Source organism: Kibdelosporangium banguiense (assembly GCF_017876405.1).
Lineage (GTDB): Bacteria > Actinomycetota > Actinomycetes > Mycobacteriales > Pseudonocardiaceae > Kibdelosporangium > Kibdelosporangium banguiense.
The window spans coordinates 7095883-7113830 of record NZ_JAGINW010000001.1; the positions used below are offsets into that span (position 1 = coordinate 7095883).

6 protein-coding genes are annotated in these 17948 nt (G+C 66.9%); 5 read left to right on the top strand and 1 reads right to left on the bottom strand.

Annotation, left to right across the window (positions count from 1 at the left end):
* Positions 1–16 precede the first annotated feature (16 nt).
* The 4 genes from JOF56_RS32900 to JOF56_RS32915 all read left to right on the top strand — a co-directional run bounded on the left by JOF56_RS32900 (position 17) and on the right by JOF56_RS32915 (position 5266).
* A complete protein-coding gene (locus JOF56_RS32900; protein WP_209643338.1) occupies positions 17–2269 on the top strand; it encodes a heavy metal translocating P-type ATPase in 2253 nt (750 codons plus the stop codon).
* 44 nt (positions 2270–2313) lie between these two features.
* Positions 2314–2595 carry a metal-sensitive transcriptional regulator gene (locus JOF56_RS32905; protein WP_209643339.1) on the top strand — a complete coding sequence of 94 codons (282 nt, stop codon included), beginning with the start codon at positions 2314–2316 and terminating at the stop codon, positions 2593–2595.
* A gap of 109 nt (positions 2596–2704) precedes the next feature.
* Positions 2705–4744 (top strand): transglycosylase domain-containing protein, encoded by a 2040-nt coding sequence (locus tag JOF56_RS32910; protein ID WP_209643340.1) that lies wholly within the window; start codon positions 2705–2707, stop codon positions 4742–4744.
* A 9-nt stretch (positions 4745–4753) separates the two neighbouring features.
* Positions 4754–5266 (top strand): GNAT family N-acetyltransferase, encoded by a 513-nt coding sequence (locus JOF56_RS32915; protein ID WP_209643341.1) that lies wholly within the window; start codon positions 4754–4756, stop codon positions 5264–5266.
* A gap of 59 nt (positions 5267–5325) precedes the next feature.
* Here JOF56_RS32915 and JOF56_RS32920 read toward each other — a convergent pair whose 3' ends face one another.
* Positions 5326–8076, bottom strand: coding sequence for a tachylectin-related carbohydrate-binding protein (locus JOF56_RS32920; RefSeq protein WP_209643342.1), 2751 nt, complete (start codon positions 8074–8076; stop codon positions 5326–5328).
* Positions 8077–8265: 189 nt separating this feature from the next.
* On the opposite strand from JOF56_RS32920, the gene JOF56_RS32925 reads away from it, so the two are divergent.
* Positions 8266–17946 (top strand): polymorphic toxin-type HINT domain-containing protein, encoded by a 9681-nt coding sequence (locus JOF56_RS32925; protein WP_209643343.1) that lies wholly within the window; start codon positions 8266–8268, stop codon positions 17944–17946.
* Positions 17947–17948: the final 2 nt, after the last annotated feature.

The following is a 17948-nucleotide window of genomic DNA, read 5'->3' on the forward strand; positions in this document are numbered from 1 at the left end:
CAAGGAGGAGACAGTCATGACATCTGATGTCCGTAGCCCCAAGCCGGTGGCCGCTCAGGAGATCGAGCTCGCGATCAGCGGCATGACGTGTGCGTCGTGCGCCAACCGGATCGAGCGCAAGCTGAACAAGCTTGACGGCGTGACCGCCACGGTCAACTACGCCACCGAGAAGGCCAAGGTCACATTCCCAGGCGACGTGGACCCGGCCGTGCTGGTCGAGCAGGTCGAGGCGGCCGGGTACTCCGCGACCCTGCCGCAGCCCGTCAAGCCTGAGGTTGTCGAGGAGGACGACCCGTCGCGGCCGTTGCGGCAGCGTCTGATCGGCGCGGCCGTGTTGTCGGTGCCGGTGATCGCGTTGTCGATGATCCCGGCCCTGCAGTTCACCTACTGGCAGTGGATCGCGCTGACGCTCGCGGCGCCGGTCGTGGTGTGGGCGGCGTGGCCGTTCCACCGTGCGGCGTGGCAGAATCTGCGGCACGGTGCGGCCACAATGGACACTCTGATCTCGATGGGCACGCTGGCCGCGTTCGCGTGGTCGTTGTACGCGTTGCTGTTCGGCACAGCGGGCACGCCGGGGATGAAGCACCCGTTCGAGCTGACCATCGAGCGGATGTCCGGCAGCGCGAACATCTATCTCGAGGTCGCGGCCGGTGTGACCACGTTCATCCTGGCGGGCCGGTACTTCGAGGTGCGGTCCAAGCGCAGGGCCGGCGCGGCGTTGCGTGCGCTGCTTGAGCTCGGTGCGAAGGAAGTCGCCGTGCTGCGCGACGGCCGCGAGGAACGTATCCCGGTCGACGCCCTCAAAGTGGGGGACCGGTTCGTGGTCCGGCCAGGCGAGAAGATCGCGACCGACGGCGTGATCGAGGAAGGCAGCTCGGCGGTCGACGCGAGCATGCTGACCGGCGAGTCCGTGCCGGTCGAGGTCGGCCCTGGTGACGCGGTCGTCGGTGCCACGGTCAACGCGGGCGGACGCCTTCTCGTGCGGGCGACCCGGATCGGCTCGGACACGCAGCTGGCGCAGATGGCCAAGCTCGTGGAAGAGGCACAGACCGGGAAGGCGGCCGTGCAGCGGCTGGCCGACCGGATCTCCGGGGTGTTCGTGCCGATCGTGATCGCCCTCGCCGTCGGCACGCTGGCGTTCTGGCTGGGTGCGGGCGGTTCCGTCGCTGCGGCGTTCACCGCGGCGGTGGCTGTACTGATCATCGCGTGCCCGTGTGCGCTGGGCCTGGCGACGCCGACCGCCCTGCTTGTGGGCACGGGCCGGGGCGCCCAGCTCGGCATCCTGATCAAGGGGCCGGAAGTCCTCGAGTCGACCCGGCGGATCGACACGATCGTGCTGGACAAGACCGGCACCGTGACCACCGGTCAGATGTCCCTTGTGGATGTTCACCTGGCCGGTGACGCCGAGGCGGACGAGGTGCTCCGGCTGGCCGGTGCGCTGGAGAACGCCTCCGAGCACCCGATCGCCCGCGCGATCGCCCGTGGCGCTGAGGACAAGGTCGGCACACTGCCGCCGGTGGAGGAGTTCGTCAACGTCGAAGGCCTTGGCGTACAAGGGATCGTGGACGGTCACGCCGTGCTCGTGGGGCGGACCGCGTTGCTGGAGGAGTGGAGCCAGCACCTGCCCGACGACTTGGCGGCGGCGAAGTCCGCGGCGGAGAAGGAAGGCAAGACCGCGGTGGCCGTCGCCTGGGACGGGCAGGCACGAGCCGTGCTCGTGGTGGCGGACACGGTCAAGCCGACCTCGGCCGAGGCGATCAGGAAACTGCGTGAACTCGGGCTCACGCCCGTGCTGCTGACCGGCGACAACGAGGCCGTGGCCCGCTCTGTGGCGGCCGAGGTCGGTATCGACGAGGTGACAGCAGAGGTCCTGCCCAAGGACAAGGTCGACGTCGTCAAGCGGCTGCAGTCCGAAGGCCGCGTGGTGGCCATGGCAGGCGACGGCGTCAACGACGCCGCCGCGCTCGCCCAAGCCGACCTGGGCCTGGCCATGGGCACCGGCACGGATGTGGCGATCGAGGCCAGCGACCTGACCCTGGTCCGTGGCGACCTGATGGCCGCGGCGGACGCGATCCGCCTGTCCCGCCGCACGTTGCGCACCATCAAGGGCAACCTGTTCTGGGCCTTCGCCTACAACGTGGCCGCGCTGCCGCTGGCCGCCGCGGGCCTGCTCAACCCGATGATCGCCGGCGCCGCGATGGCGTTCAGCTCGGTCTTCGTGGTCAGCAACAGCTTGCGGCTGCGTGGTTTCCGCAGCGTCACGCGGTAGGCAGCAGCTAGGCTTGGTCAGTCGGGCCGAGCGAGGAGGAAGACATGCGGGGATACACCGGGGACAAGGAGGCCTTCCTGAAGCGGCTCAGGCGCGTCGAAGGCCAGATCCGCGGCCTGCAGAGAATGGTGGAGAACGACGAGTACTGCATCGACGTGCTCACCCAGATCTCGGCCGCCACCAAGGCACTGCAGGCGGTCTCGCTCGGCCTGCTCGACGAGCACCTCAAGCACTGCGTGGCCGACGCGATCGCCCAGGGCGGCGAGAACGCGGACGTGAAGGTCCGTGAGGCCAGCGACGCCATCGCCAGGCTCGTCCGTTCCTGACCGGGCTCTCGCGGGGTGGCCGCCGATCGGCGGCCACCCCGCGAAATGCTGTTACGGAAATGCCTGCTTCGTCCACTCTGCCGGTTGACGGCGGCGTACTTTGGGTGCAGTGGGAGCGAGTCGAAATCTGATCAAGCTGTCGGGTGGGTGTGTGGTCGCCGGCGGGCTTGTCGCGGGTATTCTTCTGCCGGTCACCGCGGGAGTGGGCAAGGTTGCCGCCGATGTGAGTGATTCCGTCGTCCAGATCACCCCGGCGAGTATTTCCGCCGATATGCCGGGTGTGACCACGATCACCGACCGGGACGGCAAACCCATCGCCGAGGTGTACGACCAGTACCGGCTTCCGGTCACCTCGGATCAGATTTCCCAGACCATGAAGAACGCTTTAATCTCCATTGAGGATCGGCGGTTCTACCAGGAGCACGGAATCGATCCGCGCGGCCTGTTGCGGGCCGCGATCAACGACTCCGTCGGGGGCTCTCAGCAGGGCGGGTCGACCATCACGCAGCAGCTGGTGAAGAACTACCTGGTCAATGTGGTCGACAAGGACAACAAGGCCGCCCAGATGGCCGACCGGGCCGACACCCTCACCCGGAAACTGCGGGAGGCCCGGACCGCCATCGAGCTGGACAAGAATCTCGGCAAGGACGAGATCCTCACCGACTATCTCAATGTCGTGGAGTTCACCGGCAAGGTCTATGGCGTCGAAGCGGCGGCGCACGCCTATTTCGGCACCACCGCGGCGCAGTTGACCGTGCCGCAGGCCGCATTGCTGGCCGGAATGGTCAACAATCCCACCACGTACAATCCCTACACGCATCCGGTCGACGCGAAACGCAGGCGTGACACGGTAATCGACGCAATGGTCACGAATCGCGCGATCGACCAGAATGCGGCCATTCAGGCGAAAGCCGCGCCATTGGGCGTCACCGGTCCGGACGTCCCGGCCAGTACGTGTTTCAGCGCGCAGCCGGACGCCGGATTCTTCTGCCAGTACGCCCTGAGCTATTTGCAGTCCGCCGGATTCGACCCCGCGAAGCTGTCCAACGGCGGCTACGTGATCAAGACCACAATGGACAGCCGGGTGAGCGCGGCCGCCAAGGACGCGGTGACCGCGAACGTGCCGACCACCCAGTCCGGCGTCGCCAACACGATGGCCATCGTGTCGCCCGGTGCCACCTCCCACGAAGTCCTGGCCCTGGTCGCCAACCGCAACCTCGGCACGGACGCGGCGCAGGGCCAGACCACCCGCAACCTCGTGACCGAGGTGAGCGACCCGTTCGGCGCGGGCTCGGTCTTCAAGATCTTCACCGCCGCGGCGGCCCTGGAATCCGGCGCGGCGAGGTTGGACACGCCCCTGCCCAACCCGCCGAGCCAGTGTTTCCCCCTGCCTGGCAGCAAGAAGTGCTACACAGTGCACAACGACGGCGACTACGCCGACCCGATCACGCTCACCAACGGCCTCGCCACCTCGCCCAACACCGCCTTCGTGGGCCTGGAGACCAAGGTGGGCCTGCCGGACGTCGTCGCCATGGCCTCCCGTCTCGGCCTGCGCACGACCATGCAGTCCAACGATGTCGGCAAGAAGCCCGATCCGGGCTCGGCCAACACCCAGTACAGCCAGACACAGACCCAGTACTTCCAGGACAAGCCGTCGTTCACCCTGGGCAACAGCCCGGTCAGCCCGCTTGAGCTGGCCGACGTGCCCGCCACCCTGATGAGCGGCGGAATCTGGTGCCCACCGACCCCCATCCTGTCGGTCACCGACTCGGCGGGTCACCCGGTGCCGGTCAACGCCCCCGCCTGCGAACAGGCCATCGCCCCTGACATCGCCTCCACTTTGATGACCGGTCTGAGCCAGGACACGGTCAGCGGCACCACCGCGGCCTCGGCACACGCGGCAGGCTGGACGCGTCCTGGAATCGGCAAGACGGGAACCACACAGACCAACCAGTCCGTCGCCTTCGTCGGTGGTACGGACAACTACGCCGTCTCGTCGCTTGTCTTCGCCGACAGTTCGACACCAGGTCAGCTGTGTCCCGGCAACCCTGTCCACATAGGAACGTGCGGCCACGGCGCCTTCGGCGGAACAGTGGCAGCCCCGCCCTATTTCAAGGCGATGCGCACCATTCTCGGTTCGTCCCAATAGAGTCGGCGAATGAGTGAGATCGAGCTGAGGCCGGTGGCGGAGACCGATCTGGCCCTGCTGCGCCGCTTCGCAGCAGAACCGGGCCTGATCGGCCTGGACTGGCGCGGCTTCCGGGACGCCCAGGAACCGGCCCGCCGCTTCGCCCTCGACGGTTATCTGGGCGCGGACGACAGCAGACTGATGGTCACCACCGGTCCGGACACAGCGGGGATCGTCACCTGGCGGACCAGCCCTCACACCGGCTGGGAGATCGGTATCGCCCTGCTGCCCGAATGGCGAGGCCAGGGCATAGGCTGGCGCGCCCAGGCAATGCTCTGCGACTACCTCTTCCACCACACGCCGGTCCAACGCATCCAAGCCGGCACCCACCCCGAGAACATCGCCGAACAGAAGTCGCTGGCAAAAGCCGGGTTCCACCTCGAAGGCGTCATCCGCTCCTGTGAGTTCCGCGCCGGCCAATGGCGCGACGGCCTGCTCTACAGCCGCCTCCGCGACGACCCGGCGCCTGACATGTCTGCCTGACAGGCAGAACAAGCAAGAGGGGGCCTCGCGAACGAGGCCCCCTCTTGGTTCGATGTCACCTACCGGGACGGGTCATTGCCCTTGATCACCTTGATCGGCTCGTCCTGCTTGGACGCCTGCGCCGATCGCAGAGTCGTCGACGAGTAGGCGGGAACCTGCCACAGGTAGTAGTTGCCGTTGTTGTCGCGGAAGAACACTCGCTGCTCGGTACCGCCCGCCGCGGCGAGCATGGGATCGGTTGCCGCCGTGTCGAAGTTGGTGTGCCAGTTTCGCCAGGTGGTGGCACCTGGAACGGTCTGGCCACCGCGGTACATGTTGCCGTCGGAGCCGCGCGCCGCGACTTCGACGATGCCGTGGACGTTGAGCAGGGCCGAAGGCGACCCGGCGAACGTCTGCGTCCCGCTGATGTCCGTCCAGCCGGCGAAGCCGGACGCGGTCTCCTTCTGCGTGTACAGCTTGTTGTCCGCGCCACGGGCGACGACCTGGACGAGGCCGTCCGCGAACGTCACCCCGGCCGGGATCCCGCCGACCGTGAGTCCACTTGCGACACGAGCAGGTGCCAGGGCGCCGTTGGTGAACTTCTTCACCGCGACGGCGTTGGACGCGCTACGGTAGACGATATCGAAGCTGCTTCCGTTAGGCACCACCGAGAAGTCTTCCGACATCGTGTAGGTGCCGGTGTTCGTCGCCTTGCGCCAAGGCTTGAACGCGCCCGCCGCGTCGAACTGCTCGGCGAACCACAGCTGGCCGGCACTGTCCACAGCGAACGCCGTGAGCAGGTTGTTCGAGCCACGAACAAGGATCGGGCTGGATGCCATGGCACCCTTGAGATCCGTCGGCCCGGTCCAGGTGGTGCCACCGGCGGTGGCCTGGGTGTAGGTACGCGACTGCGAGTCGGTACCCCGGCCCAGTGCGACCAGCTTGCCGTCCTGGCGGGAGGCCAGCGCGGCCCGCCCGGTGAAGTTCTGGAACCCGGACAGGGCCTGGAACTCGATGGACTCGCTGCCGGCCGAGCCCTGGTAACCCCGGTACAGGATGCCGTTGTCACCCACGAACCCGACCTCCAGCCGCTGCGCGGCCGAGTTGTAGATCATCTGCGCCTTTTCGTTGTGGGGCGCGGTTGTGGCGGGCGGGGTCACGGTCACCGGGTTGGTGAGCTTGCACGCGTCGATGTCCGCGGTGATCTCCTGGGCGTTCTCCCACCACATCAGGTACTTGCGGGTGACGCCCTCGGCGTTGGCGACGTACTGCTTGGCAGCCGGGTCGAAGCGGTACCACTGGACGCCGTAGCCGAACTCCAGGCCGTAGATGATGTCCGCGCCGGGGGAGACCATCTGCTTGTAGAAGTTCCAGCCGACGCCCGCCTCCGTGCCGTAGTCGAGCCAGCGGCGGTTCTTCGAGTCGTAGTGGTACCGGTACAGGGTTCCGTCGCCGACGTTCCTGTCCCGTGCGTAGAGCACGCCGTTGCCGGCGGCGAACACCTGGTCGTACTTGCCCCAGCCGGAGTCCAGGACCTCGGTCTGCCACGTCTTGGCCAAGTCGTCGTACACGCGGCGCTCGAGGTTCCCGCTGGCCGGGACAGCGTAGAAGTCGTTGTTGGTGTCCACTGTGATCCGGAAGTGGTAGGCCGCGTTGTCCCAGCCCTTCCACGCGTCGCCGGATCCGATCTCCGTGCTGATGCCGCCGTTGGCCCAGCCGGTCGAGGTCCACTGGTGCCGGTTCAGCTTGCCCTCGGGCAGGATCAGGTACTTGTATCCGTTGTTGCCGGCCATGAAACGCATGTTCCAGCCGTTGCCGATGTGCCGGTCGGTGTTGAACGCCGAGTACCCGGTCTCCGGCTCGGTGTGCGGCTTGAGCCGGAACGCGTTGTTGCTGAAGTGCCCCCAGACGTTGGCTTCCGGGCTGCACTGCACGTCGGCCGCGAAGTTGCCGGTGAGCCGGCAGCTGTCGACCGCCGGGGCGAACTCGTCGGTGCCGGTCCAGTTGCTGACCTTCTCACCGGTGTGCATGAGGGAGTTGAGCGCCCACTGGTTCTCCGCGGGCAGCCAGCGGTAGGCCCACAGTTCGCCGCCGGGGTTCATGCCGTAGATCACGTCGCCACCAGGGGAGGCGATCTGCTTGAAACCGTTCCAGCCCGCGCCGACCTTGGTCGGCTGCTGCGTCCAGGTCTGGGTCCGGTAGTCGTACTGGGAGCGCAGAAGCGCGCCGTTGTCGATGCTCGCGTCGCGCGTCCAGATCACGCCGTCGCCCGCGGCGAACACCTGGTTGTACTTGTTCCAGCCGGTCGCGATGACCCGCTTGGTCCAGACCTTTGTGGCCTCGTCGTACGCGCCCCACGTCAGCTCGCCGTTCGGGCTGACGTAGTAGAAGTGGTTGTTGGTGTCCACTGTGATCCGATAGCGGCTGGCGGCCGAGTTCCACTCGGCGAAGCCGGTGCCGGCCCGGACACTGACCCCGTTGTTGGCCCAGCCGGTCGGGGTCCACTGGTGGCGGTTGAGCGAGCCGTCGGTGTCGATGAAGTAGACGTAACCGCTTGGCCCGGTGAAGAACCGGTTGTCCCATCCCCAGCCGACACCCTGTTCGGGTGCCCAGTCGTTGTAGCCCTGGATGGGCTCCTTGTGCTTGCGCAGCGTCAGTCCCGGATCCGCGGACATGCCGACGAAGATGTTCACCGGCGTCGTGCACTGCGTTGTCTGCACGGCACTCGCGACATTGACCGTCGCCATCACCTGGATCCCGGTGGCGGCGAGGACCGCCGCAAGTGCCGACCACGCCATGCGTCTGAGCGACGGGCGTGCTTTTTCCCTCATGTAATCCCCCTGTCGGGCCATGGATACCGACTTCGGCGCGAGACGATACGCGACAGTCGCGGGCAACCGATACGGCCAGTGGGAGTTTCCTACGTTCGGCCCTATTTCGCCGCGGAAGCTTGTGTCACGTCGTTTCGACTGCTTAGCTGCTGCTACCTGTACCGAGGGATTCTCCGGGGGGAGATCTGGATGGCCGGCGGTAGATCCGCGCGTATTCGCACGCCCAAGTTCGTTCTGCTGGGGCTTTTCCTGGTGGTGACGATGGTCTCCGGCATCGTCGGCCCGTCGTTTCCTTGGGGATCCTGGTTCTCCGGCGGCCCCGGCGGCAATCTCGCCGCACAGCTGGAAAAGGCCCGTGCGCAGGCCAGCAAGCAGCAGTGGGGCACAGCCGACGGGCTGCCCTCGGAGTCCCAGAGCCGGGACGGCAACTGGGGCATGCCGGTCTCCGAGCAGTCCAAGTACGCCAACCCGGCCTTCAAACGCGTGGGCGACCTCACACGTAACACGGCCAAGGTCGTGGCCGCGCCCAGCACGCGGACCGGCTTCAATTCGGCTACCAGCAAGGAAATCCCCGAGCAGCGCGGTCGTAACGAGCGGACGTACCGCAACACCGACGGCACGCGCACCACGGAGTTCAGCTCCACCCCGGTCAACTTCAAACGTCCTGATGGGACGTGGGCGCCGGTCGATCCCAGCCTCACGATCGAGGGCTCCGGATGGCGTAATCGCGGCGACCAGACGGAAGTACGCATCGGCGGCTCTTCAGCCTCACCCGACCTGGTGACCGTCCGGCTCGACGCGCAACACGAGTTCGGCTACAGCCTGCGTGGCGCACGTGCGGTGCAGGGCCAAGCGAATGGCACCACGGTCACGTATCAGGGTGTCGCGGACGGCGTGGACCTGAAGCTTGAGTCGCTGGCAGGCGGCGTCAAGGAAACCATTGTGCTGACCGGGCCGAAGTCCGCGCGCAGCTGGGTTTTCCCGTTACGCCTCAAAGGACTGACCGCCAAACTCGTCGACGGCGCGATTTCGCTTGTGGGCCAGGATGGCAAAGAACGCGCGCAGATCCCGGCCGGATACATGATCGATTCGACGCCGGCGACCGATACCACTGGTCCGGCGTCGTCGCAGGGTGTTCGCTACGAATTGATCGACAACGGCCAGTCGCTGAAGGTCACAGTGGACTCCGCGTGGCTGGACGACCCGGCCCGCGCCTACCCGGTGCTCGTGGACCCGAGTGTGGTCGAGATCAGGGGCACGCAGAGCCGCACGGTCGGCAGCGGCACCGCCAACAACCCGAGCGAGCTGCTCATCGGGCGCAGCGGCTCGACCCAGTACACCTCGTTCGTCGCCTTCCCTGATGTGCGCGCGAAACTGGGCAACCACAAGATCTTCGGCGCCGCGCTGAGCCTGGTGAACTTCGACTCCACCACATGCGCGCCGCAGCCGATGTCTGTCCACCCCGTATCAGGTTCGTGGCCCGCGTCGGGTGCCCCCGGCTTCGGTTCGGCGATCGGCGGTGCCTCGTTCTCGCACGGCTTCATCAAACTGGGTGCGACCCGCTCGAGCTGCCCGGCCGCCGGTGAGCTGATCGACCTCGGAACCGGTGGGCAGCAACTGATCCAGGGCTGGGCCAACGGTGCGGCCAACAACGGTCTCGCCCTGCGCGCGGGCAACTACGGCAACGGCAACGGTTTCAAGAAGTTCACCGGCAGCAACTCGGCCAACCCGCCGAAGCTGTACATCACCCACAGCCCGTACGACGCCCGGTACGTCATCGACCAGCCGATCCCGAACCCGCCGGTCACCCGGGTCCAGGACGGCACGGTCCGTATCAAGGTCACCAACCTCGGCGCGCAGAACTGGACCAAGGGCGCGTACGCCCTGTCCTACAAGCTTTTCGACGCCAACACCGGCGCGCTGCTGGCCACCGAGCACTCGGCGGACCTGCCGGACGGCGCCAACATCGGCCGCGACCAGGAAGTGACGTTCGACGCGAAGATCAAGGCACGTGCCGAGGGCGTGTACACCTTGGACTTCAGCATGCGGCACAACAACGTGCTGTTCACCGACGAACAGGTCGCGCCCGCCCGGATCTCCCTGCAGATCTTCAACATCCCGCCGGTGGTCAGCGAGCAGTACCCGCCGAGCGGGCACAGCACCGAGACCCTGCACCCGCAGCTGTGGGCCAAGGGCGAGGACCACGAGAACGACCCGTTGCAGTACCGGTTCGAGGTGTGTGAGAAGGGCGCCGACAACAACCCGGTGAACTGCTTCGACTCCGGCCGGCTGCCCAATGTGTACTGGACGATTCCCGATGGCAAGCTGCGCTGGGACAAGGTGTACTTCTGGCGCACCTGGCTGTGGGACGGCAAGAGCGAAAGCGAGGGCCTGAAGTTCTCGGCCCTGCTCACTTCGGTGCCGCAGCCGGAAGTCACGTCCCGCCTGGGCAACGCGCCCTACACGGGCAACGGTCTCGGCTTCGACCCGATGGTCGGCAACTACACGACCGCGGCGATCGACGCTTCCGAGGCGACAGTCGGCCCTGAGCTGAACGTCGCGCGTACGTACAACAGCCTTGACACGCGGGGGAGTCTCGCTTTCGGCACGGGCTGGTCGTCGCGGTACGACATGCGCGTGACGCCGGACGCGGACGGTTCGGGCAACGTGATCATCACGTATCCCGACGGCCAGCAGGTCCGGTTCGGACGCAACCCGGACGGCAGCTACACGCCCCCGCCCGGCCGGTTCGCCACGCTCACCGCGATCCCCGAATCCGAGGCGGGCGGCTGGAAGCTGATCGCCAAGGACCGCACGATCTACACCTTCCGGTTCGACGGTGTGCTCAAGTTCGTCCAGGACAGCGCCGGCCGTCAGGCCGAGATGGTCTACGACATCAACGGCAAGCTGTGGAAGGCGATCAGCCGCACCAGCAACCGCACGCTGACCTTCGCGTGGGGCCCCGAAGGGCACATCAAGGAAGTCAGGACCGACTCGGTCAACGGCGCGCCGCTGACGTGGATCTACCGCTACGACGCGGATCGGTTGCTGGAGGCGTGCAACCCGGACGGGCACTGCACGCGCTACCAGTACGGGAACGGTTCCCGCTACCGCAGCACCGTGCTGGACTCGCGGCCCGAGTCGTACTGGCGGCTCGGCGAGGGCAGCGGAAGCCAGGACGCCAACAGTCAGATCAGTGTCAAGCTGGGCAAGGACAAGGCGCGTTACGTCGGTTTCGCCGACCCGAACTACGCCAAGGGCGGTGCGCTCAACGGAAGCGACGACCGCGCTGCGGAGCTGAACGGCAACGCGCACATCCGGCTGCCCGACCAGACCGTGAACAAACACCGCGACCTGTCGATCGAGCTGTGGTTCCAGACCAGTTCGACCGGTCCGCTGGTGGGTTATCAGGACAAGGCGCCCGGTGAGACGCCGGGCGCGGGCGTGCCGATGTTGTACGTCGGTCAGGACGGCAAGCTGCGCGGCCAGTTCTGGAACGGCCGGATCGCGCCGATCACCTCGACCGGAACGGTCAACGACAACAACTGGCACCACGTCGTGCTCACCGGATCGCTTGCCACGCAGTCGCTTTACCTCGACGGCGAGAAGGTCGGCGACAGCGAGGGCGTGATCGACCACCCGCGGCTGGAGTACGTGCAGATCGGTTCGGCGCACACGGTCGGGGCGTTCCCGTCGATCGCCGCCGGCCGCACGCACCTCGCCGGTCTGGTCGACGAGGCCGCGCTGTACGCGAGGCCGTTGGGCCCCAACCAGGTCCGTGCGCACTACCAGGCGCGTGCGGGTAGCGGGCAGATGACCACGGTGACGATGCCGAGCATGCGCGTGGCCGCGTCGATCACGTACGACAACGTCAACGACCGTATGCGCGAGTACATCGACGGTGACGGCGGCCGCTGGCAGCTGGGCGTCCCGACGGTCGGTGGCTCCGAGCAGAACGTGATCCGCACGGTCCGTGTGGTCGACCCAGGCGGCCGTCCGCAGTACTACGACTTCGACGGCATCAAAGGCCGGATCCTGCGCCAGGTCACGCCGATCGGTACCGGGCCACGGCCGGAGGACATCGTCGGCCGTGACTGCACCACCAACCCCGACGGCGTGGTCACGTGCAACGGGCTCGTGGTGAGCCTCGGTGTCCGGCTCTACGACTACGACGAGTCCGGCTTCCAGACCACGATCACCGACGAGGACGGCAACAAGGCCACCCTCGTGCACGACGACCGTGGCAACGTCGTCACCAAGACCACCTGCCGCGAGGTCGGCAACTGTCAGACCACGTACCAGGAGTACCAGCAGCCGACCGCGGACCAGACGGATCCCAAGACGGACAAGCTGATCGCGACGCGTGACGCGCGGTCGACCGGTCCGGCGGAGAACTCGTACCGCACGGTTTCGGAGTACACATCCTTCGGTGACCTGGCCAAGGAGACCAGCCCGGACGGCGGGTCGACCTTCCACACGTACACCGACGGCACGTCCGACGCGATCGGCGGTGGCAAGGAACCTGCGCGGCTGCTGAAGGGTACTACCGACCCGCGTGGTGCGACGATCGTCAATTCGTACTACAGCAACGGTGACCTCGCCCAGACGGTGTCGCCGTCGGGCCTGCGCACGACCTTCACGTACGACTCGCTCGGCCGCAAGCTCACCGCGACCGAGTACCCCGAGGCGCATCCCAACGGCGTCACGACCACGTACAAGTACGACAAGCTCGGCCGCGTCGTCGAGATGACGTACCCGCAGACCACCAACGCGGTCACCGGCGCGACAAGCACCGAGAAGGCAATCACCGAGTACGACCAGGACGGCAACACGACCAAGGCCACACTGGTCGACTCGGCCAGCCCGGACGCGCCGCGGACCTCGACGTTCGAGTTCGACGACTACGGCCGGATGGTCAAGGCGACCGGCCCGGAGGGCAACGAGGCCTCCTACGGCTACGACCCGTTCGGCAACCAGGTCTGGGCCGTGGACGCCAACGGCGTCAAGACGGTCTACAGCTACACCGCCCGCAACCAGGTCGCCCAGATCCGCCTGGTGGGCTGGCACGGCAAGTCGATCACACCGGGTGCCACCGAGGTGGCGCCGCTGGATCCCGAGACGCCGCTGCCGGACCTGATCCTCGAGGCCAACCAGTACGACCACTCCGGCAGGCTGACCGTCCAGGTCGACGCCATGGGCCGGCGCACGAACTACTTCTACTACAGCGACGGACTGGTCAAGGAGATCCGGGTCAGGGCTGACAACAAGCCGGAGACCCCGGAAACCGTGATCCAGCAGAACACCTATGACGCCGCGGGCAACCTGACCCGTCAGGTCGGCCCGGGCGGCAAGGTGTCCACGCACGAGATCGACGCGACCGGCCGCTTGGCCGCGACCACGGCCGAGCCGGACACGCTGCGCCGCCGCACGGAATACCGCTACGACCTGAGCGGCAACATCACGCAGGTCACGCGGTCGGGTGCGCACTCCAACACCGGTTCGTTCGGTGCGTCCTTCAGTGAGGTCAGCGAGTTCGAGTACGACCTGTCCGGCCGTCAGATCCGGGAGTCGCTGCGCGGCCCGTCCGGCCTGGTGACCAGCAGGACGTCCTACGACCAGCGTGACCTCGTGACGAAGGTTGTCGCGCCGTTGGGCAACGTGTCCGGCGCGGTCGCGGCGGACCACACCACCGAGTACCGCTACGACGAGCGTGGCCGCACCACCACGGTGATCGGTTCGCCGGCCAAGGCCGAGGAGAACGGTCAGGCCGCAACGGTCGTCCGTCCGACGAAGACCACTGGGTACAACGCGTTCGGTGACGTGACCGACGTTCGTAACCCCGCGGGCGGCGTGCTGCGGATGGTGTACGACAAGGGCGGCCGTGCCGTCCGCACCGAGTCCCCGTCGTACCTGCCGCCGGGCAGTTCGACGCCGATCGTCGCGGCGGTGACCGCCAAGTACGACGACCTGGGCCGGCCCATCGAGACCACCGACCCGACCGGCGCGGTCATCCGGATGTACTACGACCAGCGCGGTCGCCTGGTCGAGAAACGGGACCCCAAGCCGGACAACCGGTCCGAGGCGGGCGGCAGCTGGCGCTACAGCTACACCAACACCGGCGAGCTGTTGTCCACAACGGACCCGTCCGGCGGCGAGACCCGCAAGACCTACGACCAGTTCGGCCGTCCGATCACGTCGACCTCCATCGAGCTGCGGCCGAACCCGGCGGCGTACGAGACCAAGCTCGAGTACGACGCGGCGGGCAACCTCGCGAAGGCGACCTCGCCGAAGAACGAGGTCACCCAGTTCGGCTACGACCAGCTGGGGCAGCGCACCAGCGTCACCGACCCGGCGGGCGTGGTCACGCAGTTCGGCTACGACTCGTTCGGCAACCAGGTCTACACGCGCGACGCCGAGGGCCGGGCCCAGTACAAGAAGCTCGACCAGGCCGGCAACATGGTCGACGAGTTCTCGCTGAACAAGTCGGCACAGGTGATCGGCCGTCGTAGCTACACCTACGACATCGCAGGCAACCAGCTGACCGCCAGTGACGGGTACAGCAAGATCGCCAGGTTCACCTACGACTCGGCCGGGCAGCTGACCCAGCAGATCGAGCCGGTGACCGACACCGAGTCGATCACCACGTCGTACGGCTACGACAGCTCCGGCAGGCGCACCCGTATCACCGACGGGCGTAACAACAGCACGTACTTCACGTACAACGCGCTGGGTAAGCCGGAATCCGTCATCGAGCCGTCCACCACCGCGCATCCTGCGGCGGGGGACAGGACCTGGACCGCGACATACGACGGCTCAGGCAAGCCGACCGTGCTGGCAAGCCCGGGTGGTGTGTCGAGAACCCGTACGTATGACGGTCTTGGCCGTCTGTCGAAGGAAACGGGCACAGGCGCGCAGTCGGCGACGCTGGACCGCGTAATCGAGTACGACGCGGTCGGCCGTGCCACCAAGGTCAGCGCACCCAACGGTACGAACACCTACGAGTACAACGCTCGTGGCCTGATGACCTCGGCCACCGGCCCGTCGGGCGACGCGACGTTCGCCTACGACGAGCAGGGCCGCCTGGCGTCCCGTGTGGACGCTTCGGGCACGACCGGGTTCACCTACATCTCGGGCAGGCTCACGTCAGTCCAAGATGGACTCAGCGGTGCGAACATCGCGTTCGGCTACTCGCCGTCGGGCCGTCTCGAGACGATGAACTACGGCGGGGGCACGGTCCGCACCTTCGGGTACGACGACTTCGGCCGTGAGGCCTCGGACGTCACGAAGAACTCGGCAGGCGCGGTCGTCGCGTCGATCGCGTACGCCTACGACCTCAACCACCGCCTAGTGAAGAAGACCACCGCCGGCACGGTCGGTGCGGGGGAGCAGACGTACACGTACGACCAGTCGGGCCGTACGACCTCGTGGACCAACAACGGGACCACCACGGAGTACGGCTGGGACGCGTCCGGCAACCGGATTCGTAACGGCGCAAAGACGGCCACGTACGACCAGCGCAACCGCGTTCAGTCCGACGGCGACTACACGTACGCGTACACGCCTCGCGGCACGATGTCGTCGCGGACAAGCTCTGGCCTGACGGAGAACTTCAGCTTCGACGCGTTCGACCGGTTGATCTCCGTCGGGGCGGCCTCGTACACCTACGACGGTCTTGACCGTCCGGTTTTCCGTGGCGCGCAGCAGTTCCGCTACGCAGGCGCGGAGATGGACGCGGTATCCGACGGCACGGCGACGTACAGCCGTGGCGCCAGCGGTGAGTTGCTTTCGTTGGCACAGGGCGCGGACAAGCGTCTGTTGCTGTCCGACAAGCACGGTGACGTGATCGGTGGGTTCGCTCCCGGGGCCGCGGCGCTCCAGGACTCGACCTCGTACGACCCGTGGGGCAACCGGACCGCCACGACTGGCACCAAGCGCAATGTCGGCTTCCAGGGCGACTGGACAGACCCCGACAGCGGCCAGGTCAACATGGGTGCCCGCTGGTACAACCCCGGTTCGGGGACGTTCACCAGCCGCGACACCGTGACACAGGGCGGGCCGGGCTCCGCAGGCTTCAACCGGTACGCCTATGGCGTTGGCTCACCGCTGAACGGCTTCGACCCCGACGGCCACGGCTGGTTCAGCGACGCCATCAGTTGGGTTGGTGACAACCTCAGCACTGTCGGCCACGCCGCGCTGGACGTCGCCGGCATGGTGCCCGGCCTCGGTGAGATCGCCGACGGCATCAACGGCGTGTGGTACCTCGCGGAGGGCAACTACGTCGACGCGGGCCTCTCGTTCGCCGGCATGATCCCGTTCGGCGGCTGGGGTGCGACCGCGGCCAAGTGGGGCAACCGCGCGTCCGACGCATTCCGCCGCGGCGACAACGTGCCCACACCCCGCACACCCGACGCGCCGCACAGCCGCCCCCGCGGTGGTCCCGACGGCCCCCACCCGAAGGCCAAGGGCGGCCCGGACGTCCCCAATGTCGGAAAGGCAGTCCCAGATCCACGCGCCCTGGCCCAAGCAGCCGCCAAGGCCGCCGCGGCCCGTGCCGCAGCAGCAGCCCGCGCAGCCTTCCAGGCAGCAGTCGCCCGAACCGCCAAGGCCAAGGCAGCCGTCGCGAAGGCCGTGAAGTCCAACCCGCTGCCGACCATGAAAGCGGCGCTGAAGCCGAGGATCGCCAACGCGTCGAGCATCATCTCGGCGGTCCCGAACGCTCCGGCCCGCATAGTCCAGGCCGCGGTATCCAACGTCCAGGACCTCAACAAGGTCTACGAGACGATCAAGACCGCAATGCTCGGCGTGGGCAAGGAAGTAGTCAAGGAGGTCGTCCAGACCCAGGTCGCGGAAGTGCTGGCGACCTCAGGCCTGCCCTACGCCGAAGAACTGATGGCCCTGGCCGGCAACCGCAGGAAGAAGCCAGGCACAAAGGGCAAAGAGGCAAAGGCCGAGACCGCCTCCGGCGCGTCCTGCCGCGTGAGCTTCGACTCCCAGAGCTTCGACGGCTCAACCCCAGTCCTGATGGCGGACGGAACGCTGAAGCCGATCCGCGACCTCAAAGTCGGCGACTGGGTTCGCGCCACCGACCCGACAACCGGCGAAACAGGCGTCCGCGAGGTCACGGACACCCGCTCCCACCAGGCCGAACGCCTCCTGTACGAGGTCAAGACAGACAGCGGCGGCACTGTAGTGGCCACGGACGAACACCCATTCTGGGTCGAGTCCCTCCTAAAGTGGGTCCACGCCGAAGACCTGAAACCGGGCTACACCTTCGAGACAGCCGACCACAGGCCGGCAACAGTCACAGGTGTCCGTGCTCTGCAGCCAGACCGAAAGGTCTACAACCTCACGGTTGATGGTCTGCACACGTACTACGTGCTCGCAGGCAGCCAGTCGGTCCTCGTCCACAACAGCCAGCCCGGCTGCCAGGACCCGCCGGATGCTGTCGACCACGCTGAGAAGGCACGCAAGGCCGCCCGGGACCGGGCAGACCAGGAGCAGGCGAAGCCGGGTGCCTCGGGCAAGACGAGGCCGACAAGCTCTGCGGGACTGGCGATTCCCGGTGTGGATCCCACGTTCAGCGGTGCCAGCATCAAGGGTGGTGGCGACCATCCCAACCTGGATCAGCGGGTCGTGGATGTCTACAATCAAGTCCCGCGTGGCCAGCGAGCACCGAACAATCAACACATGCGCTGTGGAGAACCTGAGGCGCTGTCGAACGCATACCAGGTGTGCGACGACCTGGAAGGTGCCTACATGGCCTCCGTGGAGACACGCGCAGCAGGAAATGAGAAACATGGCACACGTAAAGCCGCTTGCAGTTCGTGTGCCTGGGTTCTGAACAAACTCGGTATCAATGAGGTGCAATAGGT